Here is a 23,324-nt window from a genome sequence, read left to right as displayed (position 1 = left end):
GTCCTATGGTGCGGAGTGTGGACGAATCGGAGGACCGGGAACCGGCACTGGTGCAGGCCAAGGCACTGGTGAAGCGCTTCGGCGAGTTCGAAGCCGTGCGCGGGATCGACGTCGAGGTGCGGCGCGGGGAGGCGTTCGGCTTCCTCGGCCCGAACGGCGCCGGCAAGTCGTCGACCATGCGGATGATCGCGTGCGTGTCGCCCCGCACCGACGGCGATCTCCGCGTGCTGGGGCTGGACCCGGAGGTCGCCGGGCCGCGGATCCGCGCGCGCCTCGGCGTGGTGCCGCAGCAGGACAACCTGGACGTCGAACTGACGGTCCGGGAGAACCTGCTGATCTACGGGCGCTACTTCGGCCTCTCGCGGGCGGCGGCGCGGAGCAAGGCCGACGAGCTGCTGGAGTTCGCCCAGCTCGGTGACCGGGCCGGCGACAAGGTCGACCCGCTGTCGGGCGGCATGAAGCGGCGGCTGACGATCGCCCGCTCACTGGTCAACGACCCGGAGCTGCTGCTGCTCGACGAGCCGACGACGGGCCTCGACCCGCAGGCGAGGCACCTGCTGTGGGATCGGCTGTTCCGGCTCAAGGCCCAGGGCACGACGCTGATCGTCACGACGCACTACATGGATGAAGCCGAGCAGCTGTGCGACAGGCTGGTGGTGATGGACCACGGCCGCGTCGCGGCGGAGGGCGCACCGGCCGAGCTGATCCGGCGGTATTCCACCCGCGAGGTCGTCGAGCTCCGGTTCGCGCCGGGGGAGCAGGTCGCGGCGGCCCGGCAGGTCGACGGGCTGGCGGAGCGGGTGGAGATCCTGCCGGACCGGGTCCTGCTCTACAGCGACGACGGCGAGGACGCGCTGGAGCACGCGCATTCCCGCGGGCTGCGGCCGCTGTCGAGCCTGGTGCGCCGCAGTTCGCTGGAGGACGTCTTCCTCCGGCTCACGGGCCGGACCTTGGTGGACTGACTCGGGATGAGGGAGAACCATGCTCGCGGAAAGCGCTCGCCCATGACCCTCGTCGATGTGTTCTGCGGGGGCGCGGCCCCCGCGCCCGGTCCGGGGGCGAGCCCCCGGACCCCCGGCTGTCTCCCGCGGCTTCAGCCGTGCGCGGGGTGGCGGGCATGACCACCGTCGCATCGACCGGCCGCGTGGTCGGCAAGTGGCGGGGCGCCTGGCTGCAGGTCGAGGGCCGCTGGACCTGGTACCGCCGCCACTGGTTGTCCACTTTGTACTCGACCGGGCTGCAACCGGTGCTGTTCCTCGCCGCGATGGGGCTCGGCTTCGGCTCGCAGGTGCGGCCCGGCACGGTCACCGGCGGCCTGTCCTACCTGCAGTACATCGCCCCCGCGCTGCTGGCCGCCGGGGCCGCGCAGCAGGCCTTCGGCGAGTCCAGCTACCCCGTGCTCTCCGGGTTCAAGTGGCAGAAGGAGTACCTGGCGGTGACGGCGACCCCGGTGTCGCCGGGCCAGGTGTTCGGCGGGCACCTGATCTGGTCGGCCATGCGCCTGACGCTGGCGGGCGCGATCTACGCGTTCGTCGCGCTGTTCTTCGGCGCCTGGACCGGGCCGGGCGTGCTGCTGGTGATCCTGGCCGGCACCGTCACCGGGCTCGCCTGCACCGCGCCGATGGCCGCGCTGGCCGCGCGGACCTTCGACGAGGGCCAGCGGTTCGGGCTGATCTTCCGGTTCGTCGTGATGCCGATGACGTTGTTCTCCGGCACGTTCTTCCCGATCGCCCAGCTGCCGGCCGCGATCCGCTGGCTGGCCTGGCTCTCCCCGCTGTGGCACGGCACGCAGCTGGCCCGCGGCCTGAGCATCGGGGGCGTCGGCGGCTGGGCGATGCTCGGTCACCTCGCCGTGCTGGCGGCGTTGTTCGCGGCTGGGTGGGTGCTCGCGCACCGGGCCTTCTACCGGAGGCTGGTGGTCTGAATGACGACGGTCGAGGCCCGCGCCGGGCTGCTGCTGCGCATCCTCCCGCCCGGGCTGTACGCCGGCCGGGCCCGCATGCTCGTCGAGCGCTCGGTCATGGTGTCCCGCGCGAGCTGGCTGCTGTTCGTGTCCGGCGCGATCGAGCCGTTCCTCTACCTCCTGGCGTTCCAGCTGGGCTTCGGCAAGCTGGTCACCGAGGTGACGGGCCCGGACGGGCACCCGATGAGCTACGTCGCGTTCGTGGCGCCGGCCCTGCTGGCGACGTCGGCGATGAACGGCGCCGTGTTCGAATCGACGTACAACCTGTTCTTCAAGCTGCGCTACGCGAAGCTGTACGACGCGATGCTGGCGACCCCGATCGGCCCGCTGGACGTGGCACTGGGCGAGATCGGCTGGGCGATGACCCGCGGCGGCATCTACGCGGTGGCGTTCCTCGCGATCGCGGCGGCGATGGGCCTGCTGACGTCGTGGTGGGCGCTGCTGATGGTCCCGTCGGCGCTGCTGGTGGGCCTGACGTTCTCGGCGATCGGGATGGCCCTGGTGACGTTCCTGCGGTCGACGGCCCAGTTCGACTACATCCAGCTGGTCCTGACCCCGATGTTCCTCTTCGCGACGACGTTCTACCCGCTGTCGGTGTACTCGGAGCCGCTGCAGTGGGTGGTCCGCTGCCTCCCGCTCTACCACGCGATCGAGCTGATGCGCGGCCTCGCGACCGGCCTGCTGTCGGGCGGCATGCTGATCAACCTGGCGTACCTGCTGGTCCTGGGCGCTTTGGGCCTCTGGGCCTCGACGCGCCGGATCGCGAAGCTCCTGCTGACGTGACGCCCGGGTCAGCGGGCCTGGTCGGGCCGGCCGTCCGGCTCCGCGGCGGGCGCCGGAACCTGGACCATCCCGTGCCCGTAGAACCCGTTGTAGCCCTCGTACCCGGCGCAGTAGGCGTCCTGGAGCCCGTCCCCGGTCAGGTCGTAGTCGGCCGGGCAGGGCATCGGCAGCGCCGCCGCCTCCAGCGTCCGGCGCAGCTGCCGCGGCCGGGCCTCCGGCGCGGCGGACGCCAGCAGCGCGAGCACCCCGGTGACGTGCGGGGCGGCCATCGACGTCCCGCACAGCGGCGCGTACCCGCCCGGCACCGCCGACGCCACGCAGCCGCCGCTCTCCCCGCCCGGTGCCGTGACGTCGATCACGCCCAGGCCGTACGAGCTGTACCCCGCCTTCACCCGGTCCGCGCCGACGGCCGACACCGCGACGACGTCCCGCAGCCCGGCCGGCAGGGCTTCACACCCGCTGCTCGCCCCGCGCGCCCCCGAACGCGCCGACGGCGTCAGGTCCACCGCCTCGTTGGTGGCCGCCGCCACGTTCAACGTCCCCGCCGACGTGCTGTACTCGACCGCCCGGGCCAGCACCTCGTGCACCACGCCGCGGTCGTGGCCGCGGATGCACGACAGCGACCACGGGTTGACGAAGAAGCTGCTGTTCGTCACCCGCATGTGCCGTGAGGCGGCCCACATCAGGCCGCACACCGCGGCTTCCGGGTCGGCGTACCCGCGGTCGTCGATCACCTTCACCGACGCCACCCGCACCCCGGGTGCCACACCCGTCACGCCGTGCCCGTCGCCGGCCGCCGCGATGATGCCCGCCACGTGCGTGCCGTGCACCGACGTCGTCGGCGCCCACGCCGACGGCGCCCGGTCGGGCGCCCCGGTCAGGCAGCCGGCGGAGTCGTCGCGGTCGACGGCGTCGCTCAGCTCCGGGTGGTCCGGGTCGATCCCGGAGTCGAGCACGCCGACGACGACGTCCCGGGAGCCGCCCGGACCGCCGTGCGACCGGTCCGCGCCGATCATCCGCATGTCCCACTGCTGCTCGCTCAGGTCCGCGGACGGCACCTTCGCGGGATCGGTCGCGGGCAGCGCGGCCCGCGCGGGCTGCGGCTTGACCTCGGTGACGCGCTGGGCGGCCAGCCGCTCGGCCTGCGCGCTGAACGCCCGGTCGAGCCCGATCCGCTCGCCGAAACCCGGGTCGCCCGAGGTGGCGACCGCGACGGCGATCTGCGGGTAGAAGACGGTGGTGGCGCCGCAGGCGCCGTCGATCTCCGAACGGGCCGCGGCCTCGGTGGTGCCGCGGTCGAAGGTGACGACGTAGCGCAGGGCCCGGCCGTGGGCGCAGCTGTCCTCCCCGGCCACCGCCGGACCGGCGGTGACGCATCCCGAAAGCACCAGGACGGTGCACACGGCCGCTCGCAGCGGCCGCGCCAGCAGGGACACCGGACCTCCCACCGGATGCAGGAACCGCGGGTGCCGGCGCGCGAGATCCCGGTCACCCCGAGCCGCACCGTAGCCACCCGGTGCCCGGTGGACAAGCGCTGCGGCGAAGTTCCCCCGGCCGTGGGGCGGATGGGGGCGGTGCGGCGCGCCCGGATGCCTGCGGGAGGTACCGAGTACACCGGAGCGGTCACCCGGTGTGGGATACTCGGGGTGGCCGCTGGGCCGCGGGGCGCATGTGAGAGGTGCTGCCTGCGGCGTTGTGGCCCGGTGATGTGCGTGAACTCCTGCGACGCGCGTCGCCGCCCGCGAACCGGGCGGCTGGACGACGTGGCGGGCGGCCCGGGGGCCGCGGATGCCTCGCGTACGCCGCCGAGCAGACCTTTGACCGGGTTGCGTCCCACCGGAAGCGGTGGTGCGGCGCCCGGTTGTCGGGCCAGGATTCCCGCCGTTGGTGACCACCACGGCGGAACGAACAGAAAGGGGCCCCTGCGCGGCCGCGTCCCTGCCGGTGCGAACCGGCAGACGCGCCCGGGGGCGGAGGAGACATATGTCGAACGCGGAAACACCCGCCGAGCACACCGGCGGGAATCCCGCCACACCCACGGGCGGCCCGCTGGCCGACCTGCCGCCCCGGATCCGGGTGCACGCGCTGGCCAAGCTGCTGGAGTCGCACAGCCGGGACGTCCTCGCGAAGCTCGCCGAGCTGGGCGAGAGCGTGCGCAGCGCGCAGTCGAGCGTGACCAGGGACGTGGCGCTCAAGGTGGCCGAGGCCTTCGTGCCCGGTGAGACCGAAGACACGCCGGCCGAGCCGGAGCCCCAGGAGGCCCGGCCGGCCGCCGAGACGCGCCCGCAGGTGGCCGAGCGGCCGCAGGTGGCCGAGGTGCCGGCCGCCGAGGCCGAGAAGCCGCGGCCGCGGCAGAAGACCCGCGCCCACCTGCCGGTCTTCGCCGCGCCGTCGCCGGTCTTCCTGCCGCCGGAGCCGGCGGAACGCGCGGCCAAGCCGGCCCGCAAGCCGGCCGACCCGTTCGCGGAGCCGCCCTCGCGCCCGGAGCCCGAGGTCGCCGAGGAAGAGATCGAAGACACGACGCCGGGCGCCGACGTCGGGGCCGACGAAGACGACGACGCCGGCAGCCGCCGCCGTCGCCGCCGGGGCCGTCGCGGCCGTGGCCGGGGCAAGGGCGCCGAGGGCGGCGACGAGACCGCCGAAAACGACGACGACCAGGTCGAAGAGCAGCCCCGCCGCAAGGGCCGCAACGGCGACGAAAAGCCCGAAGCGGAGACCGAAGAGGCCGAGGACGCAGAGTCGTCTTCGGAGTCCGAGAGCGACGCGGACGACGGCGAAGGCGGCACCCGCCGTCGCCGCCGTCGCCGTCGCCGCAAGGGCTCGGACGGCGAAGACGCCGAGGCCACCGGCACCGACGACCCGCCGAACACGGTCACCCACGTCCGCCAGGCCAAGGCCGAGCCGGCCGAGCGCCCGGCGCGCGACGAGGTCCGCAGCGTCCGCGGGTCGACCCGGCTGGAAGCCAAGCGCCAGCGCCGCCGTGACGGCCGTGAGGCGGGCCGCCGCCGCGCCCCGATCCTGTCCGAGGCCGAGTTCCTCGCCCGCCGCGAGGCGGTCGAGCGCACGATGGTCGTCGCCGAGCACGGCGACTCCACCCAGATCGCGGTGCTGGAGGACGGCGTCCTCGTCGAGCACTTCGTGACGCAGTCGGGCTCCGGCTCGATCGTCGGCAACGTCTACCTGGGCCGCGTCCAGAACGTGCTGCCGAGCATGGAGGCCGCGTTCATCGACATCGGCCGCGGCCGCAACGCCGTGCTGTACGCCGGCGAGGTCGACTGGGACGCCGCCGGCCTGGAGGGCAAGGCCCGCAAGATCGAGCAGGCGCTCTCCACCGGCGACTCGGTGCTGGTCCAGGTCACGAAGGACCCGGTCGGGCACAAGGGCGCCCGGCTGACCACGCAGATCTCGCTGCCCGGCCGCTTCCTCGTCTACGTGCCCGCGGGCGGCGCCACCGGCATCTCCCGCAAGCTGCCGGAAAACGAGCGCCGCCGGCTCAAGGACATCCTCAAGCGGATCGTCCCGGAGGACGCGGGCGTCATCATCCGCACCGCCTCCGAGGGCATCGGCGAGGTGGAGCTGGGCCGCGACGTCGACCGCCTGAAGGCGCAGTGGGACGTCATCAAGGAGAAGGCCGCCGCCGGTTCCGGCAAGAAGGGCGGCGCGCCGACCATGCTCTACGAAGAGCCCGACCTGCTGGTCAAGGTCGTGCGTGACCTCTTCACCGAGGACTTCACCAAGCTGGAGATCCAGGGCAACCGGTCCTGGGAGACGATCAACGGCTACGTCAGCCACGTCGCCCCGGAGCTCACCGAGCGCCTCCGGCGCTACACCGGCACCGGCGACGCGTTCGCCGACCACCGGATCGACGAGCAGATCACCAAGGCGCTCGACCGGAAGGTCTGGCTGCCCAGTGGCGGTTACCTGGTCATCGACCGCACCGAGGCGATGACGGTGATCGACGTCAACACCGGCAAGTTCACCGGTTCGGGTGGCAACCTCGAGGAGACGGTGACCCGCAACAACCTGGAGTCGGCGGAGGAGATCGTCCGCCAGCTCCGGCTGCGGGACATCGGCGGCATCATCGTCATCGACTTCATCGACATGGTGCTCGAGTCCAACCGCGAGCTGGTGCTGCGCCGCCTGACCGAGTGCCTCGGCCGGGACCGCACGCGCCACCAGGTCGCCGAGGTCACCTCGCTCGGCCTGGTGCAGATGACCCGCAAGAAGATCGGCACCGGCCTGCTGGAGGCGTTCTCGACGCCGTGCGAGCACTGCAAGGGCCGGGGCGTGCTCGTCTCGACCGAGGTGCAGCGCACGGCCGGCAACTCGCCGCAGTCGCAGGGCGGGAACGGCAACGGCGGCAACGGCGGTAACAGCGGTGGCAACAGCGGCGGCGGGGAGAAGAGCTCCCGCCGGTCGCGGGGCCGCGGCAAGGCCGAGGAGGCCGCCAAGGAGGCCGCCGAGGCCGCGAAGGCCGAGGTGCACGCCGTTCCGCCGCCGGAGCGGCGCGAGTCGATCGCGTCGGCGGTGGCCGCGGTGGCCAACGCCGCGAAGGCCGCCAAGGAGCACGACCACGGCGCGCTGAACGGCAACGGGCCCGTCCCGGAGCCGGCCAGGGAGGTCGCGGGCGTCCCGGCGACCACGGAGGCGGACGAGACGCCGGTGGCGGCCGAGCCGGCCGCCGAGCCCGCCCAGCCCGCCCAGGAGGTCGCCGGCACCCCGGTGACCACCGAGGCGGACGAGGTGCCGGTGCCGCAGGACGACGAGCCCGAGGTCGAACGGTCCTCGGCTCCGGAACCGGCGGAGGAGCCGGTCAGCGAGCCGGTCGCCGAGCTCGCCGACCCCGAGGTCAGCGTGCCCGAACCGGCCGTGCGCTCCACCCGGCGCCGTCCGCGTCGGGCGGCGTCGCGGCCGGCGGGGCCGCCGGTGCACGCCTCCGACCAGAGCAAGTGAATCACTAGGGGGACCCCGGTGGTAACGCACCGGGGCACCCCACGTAACCTGTAGTACGGCCTGCCACCAGAGCAGGTTGTCTGCGCGAGTCCAGGACCGCCGTTCCATCAGGTGGGCCGGTCGCGTGGAGCCCCCACCCATTGTCGAGTAATGCAGGAGACTTCCGTGTCGGCGTACGCGATCGTCAAGACCGGCGGCAAGCAGTACAAGGTGGCCGTCGGCGACGTCGTCGAGGTCGAGAAGCTCGAGGGCGAGCCGGGCACCGAGCACATCCTCCCCGCCGTTTTGTACGTCGACGGTGGCGATGTCACCACGGACGCTGACGCGCTGGCGAAGGTCTCGGTCACCGGCAAGGTCGTCGAGCAGACCAAGGGTCCGAAGATCCGGATCCACAAGTTCAAGAACAAGACGGGCTACCACAAGCGTCAGGGTCACCGGCAGAAGCTGACCCGCGTCGAGGTCACCGCCATCTCTCTGTAAGAACTTCTCCGGATCTTAAGTAAGAAAGAGGACTGAGCTATGGCTCACAAGAAGGGTGCGTCCAGCTCCCGCAACGGTCGTGACTCGAACGCGCAGCGCCTCGGCGTCAAGCGCTACGGCGGCCAGGAAGTCAACGCGGGCGAGATCCTGATCCGCCAGCGCGGCACCAAGTTCCACCCCGGCGTCAACGTCGGCCGTGGCGGCGACGACACGCTGTTCGCCCTGGCCGCCGGTGCGGTCCAGTTCGGCGAGAAGCGTGGCCGCAAGACGGTCAACATCGTCGTGCCAGTCGAGGCTTGAGTCTTCGGTTCTCGACGCTAGACCTCGAACGAGGGGTGGAACCGGAATATCCGGTGCCACCCCTCGTTTGTTTTGTGTATCTCTGTTCGCGAGTGAAGTGAGGCAAAGTCATGGCGTCCCGGTTCGTGGACCGCGCGGTCATCCACCTGACCGCCGGTGACGGGGGCAACGGCTGCGCCTCGGTGCACCGCGAGAAGTTCAAGCCCCTCGGCGGCCCGGACGGCGGCAACGGCGGCAACGGCGGTGACGTCCTGCTGGTCGTCGACCCGAACGTGCACACCCTGCTCGACTTCCACTTCCGCCCGCACGCCAAGGCCGGCAGCGGCAAGATGGGCCAGGGCAGCAACCGCGCGGGCGCGGCGGGGGAGACGCTGGTGATGAAGGTGCCGTCCGGCACCGTCGTGTTCACCGAAGACGGCGAGATGGTCGCCGACCTGATCGGCCCCGGCACCACGTTCGTCGCCGCCCAGGGCGGCCGCGGCGGGCTCGGCAACGCCGCGCTGTCGTCGAAGGCCCGCAAGGCGCCCGGGTTCGCGCTGCTGGGTGAGCCCGGCGAGACCCGCAACCTCGTGCTGGAGCTGCGGTCGGTCGCCGACGTCGGCCTGCTGGGGTTCCCGTCCGCCGGCAAGTCGTCGCTGATCTCGGTGCTGTCCGCGGCCAAGCCGAAGATCGCCGACTACCCGTTCACCACGCTGGTGCCGAACCTCGGCGTCATCACCGGCGGCGACACGGTGTTCACGATGGCCGACGTGCCCGGCCTCATCCCCGGCGCGTCCGAGGGCAAGGGCCTGGGCCTGGACTTCCTCCGCCACATCGAGCGCTGCGCGGTGCTGGTGCACGTCGTCGACTGCGCGACGCTGGAGCCGGGCCGCGATCCGGTGTCCGATGTGGACGCTCTGGAGGCGGAGCTCGCGAAGTACACGCCGAGCCTCGGCGGCAAGCTAGAAGATCGTCCGCGGGTGGTCGTGCTCAACAAGATCGACGTCCCGGAGGCCGCCGAGCTCGCCGAGTTCGTCCGGCCGGACTTCGAAGCCCGCGGCCTCAAGGTGTTCGCCGTCTCGACGGCGTCCCGCAAGGGCCTGCGGGAGCTGACCTTCGCGCTCGCGGCGATCGTCGAGCAGAACCGCGAGGCGGAGCCGGTGCTGGAGCCGGAGAAGATCGTGCTGCGGCCGCTGGCCGTCGACGACTCCGGGTTCACCGTCGAGGTCGACCCCGAGGAAGAGGGCGCGTTCATCGTGCGCGGCGCTCGCCCGGAGCGGTGGATCCGCCAGACCGACTTCGGCAACGACGAGGCCGTCGGCTACCTCGCCGACCGGCTCAACCGCCTCGGCGTCGAGGACCAGCTGGCGAAGCTCGGCGCGAGGCCGGGCAGCCCGGTCACGGTCGGCGACGTCCAGTTCGAATGGGAGCCGTCGACGCCGAGCGTCGCGATGCACCTGTCCGGGCGCGGCACCGACGTCCGGCTGGAGCGCATCGACCGGCCCGGCGCCACCGAGCGCAAGGAAGCCCGCCGGATCCGGCGGGCGGGCTCGGACGAGCTCGAGGACGACCTGGACGTCGAGGAGTGAGCGGCACGCGCGAAGCCATCGCCGCCGCGCGGCGGCTGGTGGTCAAGGTCGGCTCGTCGGCGCTGACCAGCGCGGGCAGCGGCCTCGAGGTGGCCCAGCTGGACGCGCTGGTCGACGCGATCGCCGAGCGCGTCGCCCGGGAAACGCAAATCGTGCTGGTGTCCTCGGGCGCGATCGGGGCCGGGCTGGCCCCGCTCTCGCTGGGCAAGCGGCCGCGTGACCTCGCGACGCAGCAGGCGGCGGCGAGCGTCGGGCAGCTGGCGCTGGCGCACGCGTACGCGGAGTCGTTCGGGCGGTACTCGCTGACGGTCGGGCAGGTGCTGCTCACCTCCGACGACGTCGTCCGCCGTTCGCACTACCGCAACGCGCAGCGGACGTTTTCGCGGCTGCTGGCGCTCGGCGCGGTCCCGGTCGTCAACGAGAACGACACGGTGGCGACCGAGGAAATCCGCTTCGGCGACAACGACCGCCTGGCGGCCCTGGTCGCCCACCTGATCGGCGCCGACGCGCTGATCCTGCTGTCCGATGTGGACGGCCTGTACGACGGCGACCCCCGCGGCGGCGCGACCCGCAAGCTGACCGAGGTCCTCTCCGAGTCCGATGTGGACGGAATCTCGGTCGGCATGTCCAGTTCCGGCCTGGGCACGGGCGGCATGGTCTCCAAGCTCGCGGCGGCCCGCACGGCGGCGGGAGCGGGCATCCCGGTGCTGCTGGCGGCGGCTTCGGAAGCCTCGGCGGCGTTGACTTCCGCTTCCCCGGGAACAGCCTTCGCCCCGGCGGACACGCGGTTGTCGGCCCGCCGGTTCTGGCTGGGCTACGCGGCGGACACCACGGGCAAGCTCCGCCTCGACGACGGCGCGGTGACAGCGGTGGTCCGCCGCCGCCGGTCCCTCCTGGCCGCGGGCATCACGGGCGTGGACGGCGAATTCCAGGCAGGCGACGTAGTCGACCTGGTGGACGCGAAGGACCGCCCGGTCGCCCGCGGCGTCGTAGCCTTCGACGCCACGGAACTCCCGGACCTGATCGGCCGCTCGACCCCGGAACTCCCGGCCGAGCAACGACGCGAGGTCGTCCACGCCGACGACCTCGTCCCCCTCCGCCGCTGACCCCGCCCGTGCCGACCCGCCAATCACGCGTGTCGACCCGCCAATCACACGTGATGACCTTCCCGTCACACGTGAGGTCTTAACCCAGCGAGACCAGCCGGGCTCCGCCGTCGGCCTCCAGGACCGTGCCGGTCAGATTCCGGTTCGTCGCCGCCAGCGTCACCACCTCCGCGACGTCGTCCGCCGTCGCGACGCGGCGCACCGGGATCGAAGCCGCCGTCTGCGCGAAGAATCCCTCCCGCATCTCCTCCGGGAAGCCGCTCCACCACGCCGTATCGACCGCTCCCGGCGACACCGCGTTCACCCGCCTCGGCGCCAGCTCGACCGCCAGCGGCTTGACCAGTGCCTCGATCGCCGCGTTCAGCGCGCCGATCCCGGCCGTGCCGGCCATCGCTGCCCGGGCCGTGATGGCGCTGAGCAGCGTGATCGACCCGTCCGCCGCCAGGTGCGGCAGGACGGCCTGGATCGTCGCCAGGTGCGCCCAGAACTTCGCGTCGAACGCCCGCCGCAGCACGGCGAGGTCCAGCGCATCGATCGGCCCCATGCCTTCGGTGCCGGACAGGCTCACCACCAGCACGTCGACCGTCCCGAGCGACGCGGCCAGCGCGGCCATCGCCGGGGTGTCGCCGCCGTCGGCCTGGTGCCCCGTCAGCTCCGGATCGCTCGATGCGACGTCATCGAGACGTTCTTTGCCGCGCCCGGTGACGTGGACGTCGTATCCCCGCTGCCGGAGCCGCCGCGCGGTCGCCAGGCCGATGCCCGAAGTGCCGCCGGCCACGAGAGCGATGCTCATGCTTGTTCCTCATTTCGAACCGGTACGTCTCGTTTCGAAATTAACGCTACCATCGGATCCCATGACCGACCAGTCCCGCCCCGGCCGCAAGCGCAGCGAACAGAGCCGGCTGGCGATCCTCGCCGCGACGCTCGAACTGGTCGCGGAGGCCGGCTACGGCGCACTGACCATCGAAGGCATCGCCGCGCGCTCGGGCGTCGGAAAGCAGACGATCTACCGCTGGTGGCCGTCGAAGGCCGACGTCCTGCTGGACGCGCTCGCGACGAAGGCGGACCTGCAGATCCCCGTCCCCGACCAGGGCTCCTTCCGCGCCGACCTGGCCCGGTTCCTGGGCAGCACCTTCGAACTGGGCGGGAAGTCACCGGTCGCGGACACGCTCCGGGCGCTGATGGCCCAGGCCCAGATCGACCCGGAATTCGGCAAGCGCTTCCGCGAAGACTTCCTGTTCCGCCGCCGTGACGCGCTCGGCACGCTCGTCGACCGCGCCCGCGAGCGCGGCGAACTCCCGGCCGGCGTCCGGCCCGGCACGGTGCTCGACGTCGTGTTCGGGACGCTCTGGTACCGGCTCCTCGCGACGCGGGAGCCGGTCGACCGGGGACTGGCGGACGAACTAGTGGCGCTGCTGGCGGATCACGGCGCCTCGACCGCCGAGATCCGGTAGCGCGCCACCGAGGCGTCGAGGATCCGCGCCGCCTGTTCGTCCGACGGCCCGGAGCCGAGGAAGCGCTCCAGGTCTTCGTCGGACTCCCAGCGCTCGTACACCGTGACCCGGCCGGGGTCGAGCAGGTCGGCACCCAGCGCGTATTCGAGGCAGCCCGGCGCCTCCCGCGCGAGACGGACGGCTTCGGCGCACCCCGCCAGGTAGTCCTCACGCTCTTCGGGAGCGACGGCGAGCCAGCCGGCGACGATGATCACGACGTGATCCGATCCGCCTTGATCGTGAGCAGCAGCCGCGTCTGGTCGCGGCCACCCCACCACGGGTACGGGCCGCCGAGGTAGCGCTGCGACAGCTTCTCGATGTGCTCCACCGCGCCGTCTTCGGTCGTATCGATGACCTGCCCGCGGATCGCGAAGTAGCGCGAGGGCCGGGCGCGGTCGGCGACGTTGAGCGCCACCCGGGGATCACGCGCGATGTTGCGCTGCTTCTGGTGACCCAGCACGGTGTTGACGAGGACGTGTGTCCCGTCGGTGTCCACCCAGGTCTGGGTGAGCTGCGGCGAGCCGTCGGGCATCAGCGTCGACAGGAAGCAGAGGCTGGGCTCGCGCAGCAGAGCGAGCAGATCGCCGGGTAGTTCCACAGTGGTCTCCCGCTAGAGCCGGTCGGGCGCTTCGATGCCGAGCAGGGAAAGCCCGAGCGCGAGTGTGTGCGACGTCAGCGTAGTCAACCTCAGCCGAGACGCGCGCAGTGACGGTGAAGACGCCTTCAGAACGGGACATTCCTCGAAGAACCGCGAGAAAGCCACCGCGGTCTCGTACAGGTAAGTGCAGAGCTTGTGCGGCGCGTAGGCGCTTGTCGACGCCTTCAGTGCTTCGCCAAACCGGAGCAGCTTCAGCGCCAACGCCCGCTCCGCCGGCGCCTCGAGCAGGACGTCGTCGCCCTCCGGCAGGCCGCCCGACTTCCGCAGGATCGACTGCGTCCGCGCGTGCGCGTACTGGAGGTACACCGACGTGTTGCCCTCCTTGGCCAGCATCCGGTCCCAGGCGAAGACGTAGTCGCGCTCGCGGTCGCCGGACAGGTCCGCGTACTTGACCGCGCCGATGCCGACCGCCCGGGCGACTTCGGCCTGCCCGCCCGCGTCGAGCTCACTGCGTTCGGCGACGACCGCGGCGGCCTGCGTCACGGCTTCGGTGAGCAGGTCCGCCAGCTTGACGGTCTCGCCGGCCCGGGTCCGCATGGCCTTGCCGTCCGCGCCCAGCACCGTGCCGAAGCCGACGTGTTCGGCGTGGCCGGTCAGCCAGCCCGCGGCGCGGCAGGTGGCGAACAGCATCGCGAAGTGCTGCGCCTGCGGCGTCCCGACGACGTAGAGCAGGTCGGTGGCGCCGCGCTCGGCCGTCCAGTACCGGACGGTCGCCAGGTCCGTGGCGGCGTACCCGTAACCGCCGTCGCGCTTGCGGACGATCAGGGGCAGCCGGTCGCCTTCACGGTTGCGGAACCCGTCCGGGAACACGCAGATCGCGCCGTCGCTGGCTTCGGTGAGACCGGCTTCCTCGAGGTCGTCGACGACCGTGGCGAGGTACGGGTTGTAGAAGCTCTCGCCGTAGATGTCCTTGTCCGTGAGGGAAATCCCGAGCAGCGCGTAGACCTCGTCGAAGTGCCGTGTCGATTCGTCGACGAGCTCCTGCCAGACGGTGAGAGTCTCTTCGTCGCCGCTCTGCAGCTTGACCACGCGGGTGCGCGCCCGCGTCGCGAACGCATCGTCGCTGTCGAACTTCCGGCGCGCTTCGCGGTAGAAGGCGTCGAGGTCGGCGATCGCGCGTTGCCCGGCGGAGACGTCGAGGAGGTGCTCGATGAGCATGCCGAACGGCGTGCCCCAGTCGCCGAGGTGGTTGTGCGGCAGCACTTCGTGCCCGGCGAAGCGCAGCAGGCGGGCGAGTGCGTCGCCGATCACGGACGAGCGCAGGTGCCCGACGTGCATTTCCTTCGCCACGTTCGGGCTGCTGTAGTCGAGCGCGATCCGCCGGGGCGTCGCCGTTTCCGGCACGCCGAGCCGCGGATCGCCGAGCAGCGCGCCGGTGCGTGCTTCAAGCCATTCCCTGCGCAGCACGAAGTTCAGGAAACCCGGCCCGGCGACTTCGGGCGGAGCGGCGATCCCGTCGAGCTCCAGCGCTCCGGCGATGAGCCCGGCGACTTCGCGTGGCGGACGACCGAGCTGCTTGCCCAAGCTCATCGCGAGATTGGCCTGGTAGTCGACGCCGTCGCGCGGCGACGCCTGGACCAGTGCTTGCTCTGGCGTCAGTGCGACGTCCAGCGCCCGGCCGGCGGCGGTCACCACGCGGCGCGCCAGCTCCTCGGTAACGTCGGCGGTCTGCTGCACGGTGTCCCTCCTTCGGCTCCGGTCGCGGAAGCCCGCAGCGTAGCGAGCGTGACCGGCCGGTGACGAAGGGTTTACCGCAGCTCGCTGCCCTTCGTCTCGGGGAGCGTGAGGATCACCGCGAACGCGATCGCGGCGCCCACGGCGACGTACCAGAAGTAGAGCGTCTGGGACACGGTGCCGAACAGGGTGATGAGCAGGGGAGCGGTGCCGCCGAAGATCGCGACGGTGAGGTTGTACCAAGCCCCGATGCCCAGCCCGCGCAGTTCGGTGGGGAACAGCTCGCTCATGATGGCCGGCGCGATCGACGTCATCGCCGTGTACAGCCCGAGCCCGACGCAGAACACGACGAGCAGGCCGCCGACGCCCGGACCGATCAAAGTGGACAGCGGCACGACGACGACCGCCGTCGCCCCGGACCAGACGAGCAGCTGCGGCTTCCGCCCGACCCGGTCGGCGAGGGCGCCCATCGGGTACTGCAACGCGATGAACAGCGCCGTGCCGACCGACAGCGCGAGGAAGACCGCGTCGGCGTCCGCGTGCCGGTTCTTCACCGCGAACGACGTCAGGGCGCTGAAGAACGTGTAGTAGCAAAGCGTCGAGAGCATCGTGAAGCCGACGAGCCTGCCCACGGCCTTCGGGTGGTGGGTCAGCGTGGTCAGCAGCGGCCGCTCGAGCTTGCGTGCCTTGGTCTTCGTCTGCTCGAACAGCTCGGTCTCGGCGAGACTCCGGCGCAGCCACAGCCCGACCAGGCCGAAGACGCCGCCCAGCAGGAACGGCAGCCGCCAGCCCCAGGACACCAGCTGCGCCTTGTCCAGCGCCCGGGCCAGGACGAACCCGAGCACGGTCGCGATCAGCACGGCCGACCCGGTCGAGATGTAGAAGAACGCCGAATACCGGCCGCGACGCTCCGGCGGCGCGATCTCGCCCAGGTAGGCCGACGCGTTCGACACTTCACCGCCGAGCGACAGCCCCTGCGCGACGCGGGCGAGCAGCAGCAGGATCGGCGCGAGCCAGCCGACCTGCGAGAACGTCGGCAGCAGCCCGATCGCCACCGACCCGCCCGCCATGAGCAGGATGGTGAGGATCATGGCCGGCTTCCGGCCGCGGGTGTCCGCGAAGCGCCCGAGCAGGACTCCGCCCAGCGGCCGGAAGAAGAACGCGAGCGCGTAGGTGGCGAAAGTGTTGATCAGGGCCAGGGTGTCGTTCCCGGCGGGGAAGAACGCGCTGGCGAAGTAGATGCTGAACGTCGCGTAGATCGTCCAGTCGAACCACTCGAGCGCGTTGCCGGCGCTCGCGGCGAACAGCTTGCGCACCGGCAGCCGGTGGCGCTGCGGCACCTGGACGGCGGACTCGGTCATGGCGGCCTCCACGTCACCCGAAGGTGGAACGGGACTTTGCCACATCCGTTCGCAGTTCGAAAGGTTCTGACCGTCCTCCCTTCTCTTAGGCCGTGCTGGCCAATGCGAACGGCAGCACCGCGGGTGCCCCGGCCCGCCGCAGCAGCCGCGTGGCGAGCGTCATCGTCCAGCCGGTGTCGATGACGTCGTCCACCAGCAGGACCGGCCCGGACGGCAGGACCGCCGCGAGGTCCGCGGGCATGCTCATCCGCCGCCACAGATCGGCCAGCCGCTGCGCGCTGTTCGCCTGGCGCGGCGGCGGTCCCTCGGCGTCGAGCGCACCGAGGAAGTCGAGCTTGCCGATCTCGGCCAGCCGAGTCGCGAGGCTGTACACGAGCTGCGGCCTCGTCTCCGACGGGACGGCGACCACCGCCACCGGCCGTTGCGCCCACTGCCACCCGGCGAGCACCTGGACGCAAGCCTTGAACACCGAGTCCGGCACGTCGGCGTCCCGGGCGCCCGGCCCGACGAGCTCCCGCAGCCGGTTGCCCCAGCCGACGTCGGTGAGCCGCCCGAGCACCTGGCCCGGCTCGGCTTGGTCGTCGGCCGAGATCCGGCCGGAGACCGGGACGTCCAAAGAGGACATGCCGGTGGGCCACTGCTTCCGCGGCGCGACCTCGACGCCGGGCCGCTGCAGGCGTTCCCGGGTCGCATTGACGACGTCGTCGGCCACTGTCGTGTCCCAGTGCTGCCCGGTGCAGTTGTCGCACCGCCCGCACGGCGTCGCCTCGGGGTCGTCGAGCTGGCGGCGCAGGTACTCCATCCGGCAGCCGCCGGTCGCGAGGTAGCCGAGCATCGCCTCCTGCTCGCGCTCCCGGGCTTCCGCGACCCGCTTGTACCGCCCGCGGTCGTACTGCCAGTCCTCGCCCGTGCTCGTCCAGCCGCCCTTCACGCGCCGGACCGCCCCGTCGACGTCCAGCACCTTGAGCACCATTTCCAGCCGTGACCGGGAAAGCTCGACCGACGGCTCGAGCGCGGCCGTCGACAGTGGACGATCCGCGTAGGAGAGCGTGTTCAGCACCTGGGTCACCCGCAGCTCGTCGGGGAAGGCCAGCGACCCGAAGTACGCCCAGATCGCCTTGTCCTCCTCGCCGGGCAGCAGCACGACCTCGGCGCGCTCCACGCCACGCCCGGCGCGGCCGACCTGCTGGTAGTACGCGATCGGCGACGACGGCGCCCCGAGGTGCACGACGAACCCGAGATCCGGCTTGTCGAACCCCATGCCCAGCGCGGACGTCGCGACCAGGGCCTTGACGCGGTTGCCGAGCAGGTCGTCCTCGGCCGCCTGCCGGTCGGCCGGGTCGGTCTTGCCGGTGTAGGCCGCCACCGGGTAGCCGCGGTCCTTCAGCAGCGAAGCGACGTCGTGCGCCGCCGCGACGGTCAGCGTGTAGATGATCCCGGAGCCGGGCAGCTCGGCCAGGTGCTCCGCGAGCCAGGCCAGCCGCGCCTGCGACGTCGGCAGCCGGCACACCGACAGCCGCAGGCTTTCCCGGTCGAGGCTGCCGCGCAGCACCAGCGTGTTCGCGCCGGTGCCGAGGCCCAGCTGCTCGGCGACGTCGGTGACCACGCGGTCGTTCGCGGTCGCCGTCGTCGCCAGCACCGGCACGCCGTCCGGGAGGTCGCCCAGCAGGGTGCGCAGCCGCCGGTAGTCGGGCCGGAAGTCGTGGCCCCAGTCCGAAATGCAGTGTGCTTCGTCGACCACCAGCAGGCCGGTGCTCGCGGTGAGCTTCGGCAGGACGTTGTCGCGGAAGTCCGGGTTGTTCAGCCGTTCGGGGCTGACCAGCAGCACGTCCACCTCGCCGGCCGCGACCGCTGCCTGGACCTGGTCCCACTCCTGCGCGTTCGCGGAGTTCATCGTCGCCGCGTGGATCCCGGCCCGCGCCGCCGCCGAGATCTGGTTGCGCATCAACGCCAGCAGCGGCGAGACGATGACCGTCGGCCCGCTGCCCTGCTCGCGCAGCAACGCCGTGGCCAGGAAGTACACCGCCGACTTGCCCCACCCGGTGCGCTGCACGACCAGCGCGCGGCGCCGCTGCGCGACCAAGGCCTCGATGGCCGTCCATTGGTCTTCGCGCAGCTTCGCCGCATCGCCGGCCAGTGCCCGGAGGAGGGTCTCGGCGCGGTCGCGGAGGGCTGGGGTGGTGCTGGTCGTGTCCACGTCCCCACGTCTACCCCATGACACCGACAGATCGGGAATCGGCGGCGTCGCGAACGGACCGTTCGCGACGAATACGGGCCGTAATGTGATCCGAATCACAACTTCTGCCCGGTCGGGCGAGGTGGCGAAGAGCACCAGGCCGCCCGGCGCTCGGCCTTATAGGCTCTTCGCTCATGTCACCACGGCGGATCGGGGTCATGGGCGGCACCTTCGACCCCGTGCACCACGGCCACCTCGTCGCGGCCAGCGAGGTCCAGTCCCGGTTCGGGCTCGACGAGGTGATCTTCGTCCCCACCGGGCAGCCGTGGCAGAAGACCGATCGCGAAGTGACCAGGGCCGAGGACCGCTACCTGATGACCGTGATCGCGACGGCGTCCAACCCGGTCTTCTCGGTCAGCCGTGTGGACATCGACCGCGGCGGCCAGACCTACACCGTCGACACCCTGCGCGACCTGCACGCCGAATACCCCGGGGACGAGCTCTTCTTCATCACCGGCGCCGACGCGCTCGAACAGATCCTGACCTGGCACAAGGCCGACGAGCTGTTCGACTTCGCGCACTTCATCGGCGTCACGCGGCCCGGTTACCGGCTCAACTCCCACCACCTGCCGAGCGGCAAGGTGAGCCTCGTCGAGGTCACCGCGATGGCCATTTCGTCCACCGGCTGCCGCGATCGGGTCGAGCGCGGGGAGCCGGTCTGGTACCTCGTTCCCGACGGCGTCGTCCGCTACATCGCCAAGAAGGACCTGTACCGGAAGAGCGACTGAAACACTGTCGGTCCCTGCGGGTACCCTTCTCGGGCGAACCCGATCTGGAAAAGGAGCACCGTGGCAGCCACGTCCGAGGCTCGAGAGCTGGCCGTAGCGGCCGCCCACGCGGCGGCGGACAAGAAGGCCAGCGACGTCGTCGTGCTGGACGTGTCCGAGCAGCTCGTCATCACCGACGCCTTCGTCATCGCCTCCGCGTCCAACGAGCGCCTCGTCGGCGCGATCGTCGACAACGTAGAGGAAAAACTGCGCGAGAGCGGCCACAAGCCGGTCCGCCGTGAAGGCGCCCGCGAAGGGCGCTGGGTGCTGCTCGACTACGTGGACGTCGTCGTGCACGTCCAGCACGTCGAAGAGCGCACCTTCTACGGCCTCGAGCGGCTCTGGAAGGACTGCCCGCGCATCGAGGTGGCCGGTCTCGAGGAGGCACCCGCCGACGAGGACCCGGACGTCCCGTGAGCCCGCGGCGGCTGGTGCTCTGGCGTCACGGCGAGACGGACTACAACGCCGCCGGGCGGATGCAGGGTCACCTCGACTCCGCGCTGACCCCGCGCGGCTGGAACCAGGCCCGGTTCGCGGCGCCCGCACTGGCCCGCTTTTCCCCGGACCTCGTCATCGCCTCCGACCTGCGCCGGGCCACCGACACCGCCACCGTGCTCACCGACGCCATCGGCGTCCCGCTGCGGATCGACAAGCGGCTGCGCGAGACGCACCTGGGCGAATGGCAGGGGCTCACCGGCGAGGAGGTCGACAAGGCCTACCCCGGTGAACGCGACCGCTGGCGCACCGACGCGACCTGGGCCCCGCCGGGCGGCGAGAGCCGGGTCGACGTCGCCGACCGTGCCGGCGAAGTCGTCACGGACCTGCAGCAAGCCAATTCCGACGCGGGTGACACCGTGCTGCTGGCCGCGCACGGCGGCCTGATCATCGCGCTGACCGCCCGGCTGTTGGACCTGCCGGTCGTGACCTGGCCCTCGCTCGGCGGGATCTCGAACTGCCACTGGGTCGAGCTGGGCCGCCGCGACGGGAAGTGGCGGCTGCACGCCTACAACGCGGGGATGCACGGCTAGCCGATGGGGCCGCGCCTGCTGGTGTTCGGCGATTCGCTGAGCTTTCACGGTCCCGAAGGACCTTGCGCCGCGGACGAACCGCGGTTGTGGCCCAACTTGGCCGCCGCCGCGTTGGGTGGCACCGCCGACCTGGTCGCCGGCATCGGCTGGAACGCCCGGGACGCCTGGTGGTCGCTGACCGGCGACCCGCGGGTCTGGGCCGACCTGCACCACGTCGACGCGGTCGTGTTCGCGATCGGCAGCATGGACACGCTGCCCTCGCCGTTGCCGACCTACCTGCGCACCGGGCTGCGGTACCTGCGGCCCGACCCGGTGCGGCGCGTCGTGCGCAAGGCCTATCTCGCCGCGCAGCCGCGGCTGGCGGTGGCGCTGCGCGGCCGGCCCGTGGTGTTGCCGGCCAAGCTCACCGTGCAGTACCTCGACACGGCCGTGGGCGCGCTGCGCGTCCTGCGGCCCGAGCTGCCGATCTTCGGCTGGCTGCCGTCGGTCCACCGCGCGGCGGCCTACGGCGGCGTGCACACCGCGCGCCCGGCCGCGGCGGCGGCGATGGCGGCCTGGAGCTCGCGAGCGGGAGTTCCGTTGCTGGACCTCGAAGCCATTGTCGGGGAGCACGTGCTGAGCGGCGCGGGCAACCCGGACGGCATGCACTGGGGCTGGCCGGGGCACGCCGCGGTGGGCGCGGCGATGTCCGTGTTGATGGCGCCGGTGCTGGCACCCGGCCACGTAGGCTGACGGCGTGTCGGTCGCCGTAGTCACGGATTCCACCGCCCACCTGCCGGAGGGCTTCGCCGAACGGCACGAGGTCCGGGTGGTGCCCCTGCACGTCCTGGTCGACGGCGTGGTTTCCCTCGACGGCGTCGAGACCGGACCGGCGGCCGTCGCGGAGGCGATGAAGCAGCGGAAGATCGTCACGACGTCGCGGCCGACGCCCACCGAGTTCGTCAAGGAGTACCAGGCGGCGTTCGCCGACGGCGCGGACGCGATCGTGTCGGTGCACCTGTCGCGCGAGCTGTCGGGCACGTGGGAAGCGGCGGTGCTCGCGGCGCAGGAAGTGGGCCCGGACCGGGTCCGCGTCGTCGATTCCCGGACCACCGCGATGGGGCTCGGGTTCGCCGCGCTGCACGCCGCTTCGGCCGCCTCCGCCGGTGCTTCGGCGGCCGCCGTCGAGGCCGCCGCGGTGACGGCGGCCGGCTGCTCGTCGACGTTGTTCGTCGTGGAAACCCTGGACCACCTGCGCCGCGGTGGCCGGATCGGCCCGGCGGCGGCGCTGCTGGGCACGGCGCTGGCGGTGAAGCCGGTGCTGCACATGTCCGAAGGCCGGATCCTGCCGCTGGAGAAGGTCCGCACGATGAACCGGGCGATCGCGCGCCTGGTCGAGCTCGCGGCCCAGGCGGCGGCCGAGGACGACGTCGAGCTCGCCGTCCACCACCTGGCGTCACCGGAGCGGGCGGTCGAGCTGGCGAACCGGCTCGAGGAGGCCGTGCCGCGCTCGGCGGGCTGCGTGGTTTCCGAGCTGGGGGCGGTGATCGGGGCGCACACGGGTCCCGGCGTGCTGGGGGTTGTCGTCCAGCGGACGGTCCTGCCCCGAAGCTAGCGCCCATACCACCGGGGAACGACGGAAACGCCTGCTCCGGGGCTCGGCACGGGGAATCCATCCACAACACCCCGGTTGTCCACAGGACGCGCCGCCACCCCTGTCGGACACCTCCCCGCGGGCCCTAACGTCGATCGTGTGTTCGAGCAGTCCGCCCGGGATCCGGGCTCCCCCGTCAACGACCGGCTCTCCTGGCTGGCCGACCAGCTCTCGCCCGATGCGAGCACGGTCGGCCCGGGCGGCCGGCTGGTCCGGCGCTGGCTACCGGGTGGACAGGCCGGCACCGGCCGCCGCCGGTGGGCACTGGCCGGCGTCCTCGCAGCGGTCGTGGTGATCGTCCTCGGCGCGGTCGCGCTCGTGGGCGGCGGTCCGGCGCCCGAGCCACCGCCCGCGCTGCCCACCGCAAGACCGGCGGCGGAGGCGCGCGCCGCACCGCCGGCGGGTCTGGTGATCAGCGTGATCGGCCGAGTCCGGTCGCCGGGCCTGGTCACGGTGTCGCAAGGCGCCCGGGTGGCGGACGTCCTGCGAGCGGCCGGCGGCCCCGAGCCGGGAGCGGACATAGGCGCACTGAACCTGGCCCGCAAGGTGACGGACGGCGAGCAGCTGGCGGTCGGCATCCCGGCCCCACCACCAGCTCCCGACACCCCGCCGGCGGCCGCCGGAAAGCTCGACCTCAACACGGCAACGGCGGACCAGCTGGACACGCTCCCCGGAGTCGGCGAGGTGATGGCCAAGCGCATCGTCCAGTGGCGCACCGACCACGGCGGCTTCGCGAAGGTCGAGCAACTCCGTGACGTCGACGGCATAGGGGAAAGCAAGTTCCAGAAATTACGGGAGAAGGTGACGGTCGGATGACCGCCTTCCCCGAGACACCCGCCCGGACTGGCTGCGGTTGGCGTCGGCGAGTTCGTTTGCTGGGGGCGGCCGGGTGAGCGCCCCTAAGCGGCCGCCCCCGGCTGGTCCGGGCGGCGTGGGCGAGGGCCGGTCCGTTCGTCGCGGGAGGAGTGGCGAGCGGGCGAGGCTTCCTGATGTCGGCTGCTTGGCCACCACGGCCGGTCCTGGTGCCTCGGGCGAAAGCGAGCCCGCACCCGTGAGTGGCGGTGGCGGCCGGGTGAGCGTCCCTAAGCGGCCGCCCCCCGGCTGGTCCGGGCGGCGTGGGCAAGGGCCGGTCCGTTCGTCGCGAAAGGAGCGGCGATCGGCGAGGTTTGCCGACGGTGGCTGACTTGCTCGCTGCGATCGATCTCGGCGGCGTGGGCGAAGGCGAGCCCGCACCTGTGAGTGGAGGTGGCGGTCCGGCTCGCCACGGGCCGGGTCGCCATCAGGCGAGCCTTTCCCGATGGCCTGTGCCGACGGCACAGGC

The 23,324-nt window shown here is 72.1% G+C and carries 22 protein-coding genes; 15 read left to right on the top strand and 7 right to left on the bottom strand.

What is annotated here, in order from left to right; genetic code table 11:
• The first annotated feature begins 5 nt into the window (after positions 1-5).
• From AB0F52_RS30930 to AB0F52_RS30920, 3 genes are all read left to right on the top strand, one after another.
• On the top strand, positions 6-962 hold the full coding sequence (locus AB0F52_RS30930) for an ATP-binding cassette domain-containing protein (RefSeq protein ID WP_360178711.1): 957 nt from the start codon (positions 6-8) through the stop codon (positions 960-962).
• A gap of 155 nt (positions 963-1,117) precedes the next feature.
• Positions 1,118-1,924 carry an ABC transporter permease gene (locus tag AB0F52_RS30925; protein ID WP_360178708.1) on the top strand — a complete coding sequence of 269 codons (807 nt, stop codon included), beginning with the start codon at positions 1,118-1,120 and terminating at the stop codon, positions 1,922-1,924.
• On the top strand, positions 1,925-2,746 hold the full coding sequence (locus AB0F52_RS30920; RefSeq protein ID WP_360178705.1) for an ABC transporter permease: 822 nt from the start codon (positions 1,925-1,927) through the stop codon (positions 2,744-2,746).
• A gap of 8 nt (positions 2,747-2,754) precedes the next feature.
• On the opposite strand, the gene AB0F52_RS30915 is transcribed toward AB0F52_RS30920, so the two are convergent.
• Complete coding sequence (locus tag AB0F52_RS30915) at positions 2,755-4,182, bottom strand: S8 family serine peptidase (RefSeq protein WP_360178702.1); 1,428 nt, start codon at positions 4,180-4,182, stop codon at positions 2,755-2,757.
• 547 nt (positions 4,183-4,729) lie between these two features.
• On the opposite strand from AB0F52_RS30915, the gene AB0F52_RS30910 reads away from it, so the two are divergent.
• The 5 genes from AB0F52_RS30910 to proB all read left to right on the top strand — a co-directional run bounded on the left by AB0F52_RS30910 (position 4,730) and on the right by proB (position 11,153).
• Positions 4,730-7,699 (top strand): translation initiation factor IF-2 N-terminal domain-containing protein, encoded by a 2,970-nt coding sequence (locus AB0F52_RS30910; RefSeq protein ID WP_360178699.1) that lies wholly within the window; start codon positions 4,730-4,732, stop codon positions 7,697-7,699.
• Positions 7,700-7,864: 165 nt separating this feature from the next.
• Complete coding sequence (gene rplU, locus AB0F52_RS30905; RefSeq protein ID WP_003067132.1) at positions 7,865-8,179, top strand: 50S ribosomal protein L21; 315 nt, start codon at positions 7,865-7,867, stop codon at positions 8,177-8,179.
• A gap of 39 nt (positions 8,180-8,218) precedes the next feature.
• Positions 8,219-8,479: a 50S ribosomal protein L27 gene (rpmA, locus tag AB0F52_RS30900; protein WP_103343431.1), complete on the top strand. Its 261-nt coding sequence runs from the start codon at positions 8,219-8,221 to the stop codon at positions 8,477-8,479.
• A gap of 110 nt (positions 8,480-8,589) precedes the next feature.
• Positions 8,590-10,047, top strand: a complete 1,458-nt coding sequence (obgE, locus tag AB0F52_RS30895) for a GTPase ObgE (RefSeq protein WP_360178696.1) — start codon at positions 8,590-8,592, stop codon at positions 10,045-10,047.
• Entirely contained in the window at positions 10,044-11,153 is a 1,110-nt protein-coding gene (gene proB, locus AB0F52_RS30890) for a glutamate 5-kinase (protein WP_360178693.1), read from the top strand. Before obgE ends, proB begins: the two co-directional genes overlap by 4 nt.
• A 79-nt stretch (positions 11,154-11,232) precedes the next feature.
• Here the strand turns inward: proB and AB0F52_RS30885 are convergent, their stop codons facing one another.
• Positions 11,233-11,946 (bottom strand): SDR family oxidoreductase, encoded by a 714-nt coding sequence (locus AB0F52_RS30885; RefSeq protein ID WP_360178690.1) that lies wholly within the window; start codon positions 11,944-11,946, stop codon positions 11,233-11,235.
• A gap of 61 nt (positions 11,947-12,007) precedes the next feature.
• Here AB0F52_RS30885 and AB0F52_RS30880 point away from each other — a divergent pair, with 61 nt between their 5' ends.
• Positions 12,008-12,607: a TetR/AcrR family transcriptional regulator gene (locus tag AB0F52_RS30880; protein WP_103343434.1), complete on the top strand. Its 600-nt coding sequence runs from the start codon at positions 12,008-12,010 to the stop codon at positions 12,605-12,607.
• Here the strand turns inward: AB0F52_RS30880 and AB0F52_RS30875 are convergent.
• From AB0F52_RS30875 to AB0F52_RS30855, 5 genes are all read right to left on the bottom strand, one after another.
• Positions 12,577-12,861 (bottom strand): antibiotic biosynthesis monooxygenase family protein, encoded by a 285-nt coding sequence (locus tag AB0F52_RS30875; RefSeq protein ID WP_360178687.1) that lies wholly within the window; start codon positions 12,859-12,861, stop codon positions 12,577-12,579. The two genes, AB0F52_RS30880 and AB0F52_RS30875, sit on opposite strands and share 31 nt — an antisense overlap.
• Complete coding sequence (locus tag AB0F52_RS30870) at positions 12,858-13,244, bottom strand: PPOX class F420-dependent oxidoreductase (RefSeq protein ID WP_103343436.1); 387 nt, start codon at positions 13,242-13,244, stop codon at positions 12,858-12,860. Before AB0F52_RS30870 ends, AB0F52_RS30875 begins: the two co-directional genes overlap by 4 nt.
• 12 nt (positions 13,245-13,256) lie before the next feature.
• A complete protein-coding gene (gene argS, locus AB0F52_RS30865) occupies positions 13,257-14,981 on the bottom strand; it encodes an arginine--tRNA ligase (protein ID WP_360178684.1) in 1,725 nt (574 codons plus the stop codon).
• Between the two features lie 71 nt (positions 14,982-15,052).
• Positions 15,053-16,339 (bottom strand): MFS transporter, encoded by a 1,287-nt coding sequence (locus AB0F52_RS30860; protein ID WP_360178681.1) that lies wholly within the window; start codon positions 16,337-16,339, stop codon positions 15,053-15,055.
• An 85-nt stretch (positions 16,340-16,424) separates the two neighbouring features.
• Positions 16,425-18,536, bottom strand: a complete 2,112-nt coding sequence (locus AB0F52_RS30855) for a RecQ family ATP-dependent DNA helicase (protein WP_360178678.1) — start codon at positions 18,534-18,536, stop codon at positions 16,425-16,427.
• 173 nt (positions 18,537-18,709) lie between these two features.
• On the opposite strand from AB0F52_RS30855, the gene nadD reads away from it, so the two are divergent.
• The 6 genes from nadD to AB0F52_RS30825 all read left to right on the top strand — a co-directional run bounded on the left by nadD (position 18,710) and on the right by AB0F52_RS30825 (position 22,819).
• Complete coding sequence (nadD, locus tag AB0F52_RS30850; protein ID WP_103343440.1) at positions 18,710-19,303, top strand: nicotinate-nucleotide adenylyltransferase; 594 nt, start codon at positions 18,710-18,712, stop codon at positions 19,301-19,303.
• A 60-nt stretch (positions 19,304-19,363) separates the two neighbouring features.
• Positions 19,364-19,759, top strand: a complete 396-nt coding sequence (gene rsfS, locus AB0F52_RS30845) for a ribosome silencing factor (protein WP_360178674.1) — start codon at positions 19,364-19,366, stop codon at positions 19,757-19,759.
• Positions 19,756-20,370, top strand: coding sequence for a histidine phosphatase family protein (locus AB0F52_RS30840; protein ID WP_360178671.1), 615 nt, complete (start codon positions 19,756-19,758; stop codon positions 20,368-20,370). The genes rsfS and AB0F52_RS30840 overlap by 4 nt, the downstream gene beginning before the upstream one ends.
• A 3-nt stretch (positions 20,371-20,373) precedes the next feature.
• Complete coding sequence (gene octT, locus AB0F52_RS30835; protein WP_360178669.1) at positions 20,374-21,102, top strand: diglucosylglycerate octanoyltransferase; 729 nt, start codon at positions 20,374-20,376, stop codon at positions 21,100-21,102.
• 4 nt (positions 21,103-21,106) lie between these two features.
• Positions 21,107-21,964, top strand: a complete 858-nt coding sequence (locus AB0F52_RS30830; protein ID WP_360178666.1) for a DegV family protein — start codon at positions 21,107-21,109, stop codon at positions 21,962-21,964.
• 138 nt (positions 21,965-22,102) lie between these two features.
• On the top strand, positions 22,103-22,819 hold the full coding sequence (locus AB0F52_RS30825; protein WP_360178663.1) for a ComEA family DNA-binding protein: 717 nt from the start codon (positions 22,103-22,105) through the stop codon (positions 22,817-22,819).
• The last annotated feature ends 505 nt before the right edge of the window (positions 22,820-23,324 follow it).

Source organism: Amycolatopsis sp. NPDC024027, from assembly GCF_040638975.1.
Taxonomy (GTDB): Bacteria; Actinomycetota; Actinomycetes; order Mycobacteriales; family Pseudonocardiaceae; genus Amycolatopsis.
This window is presented reverse-complemented; position numbering and strand designations above follow the sequence as displayed.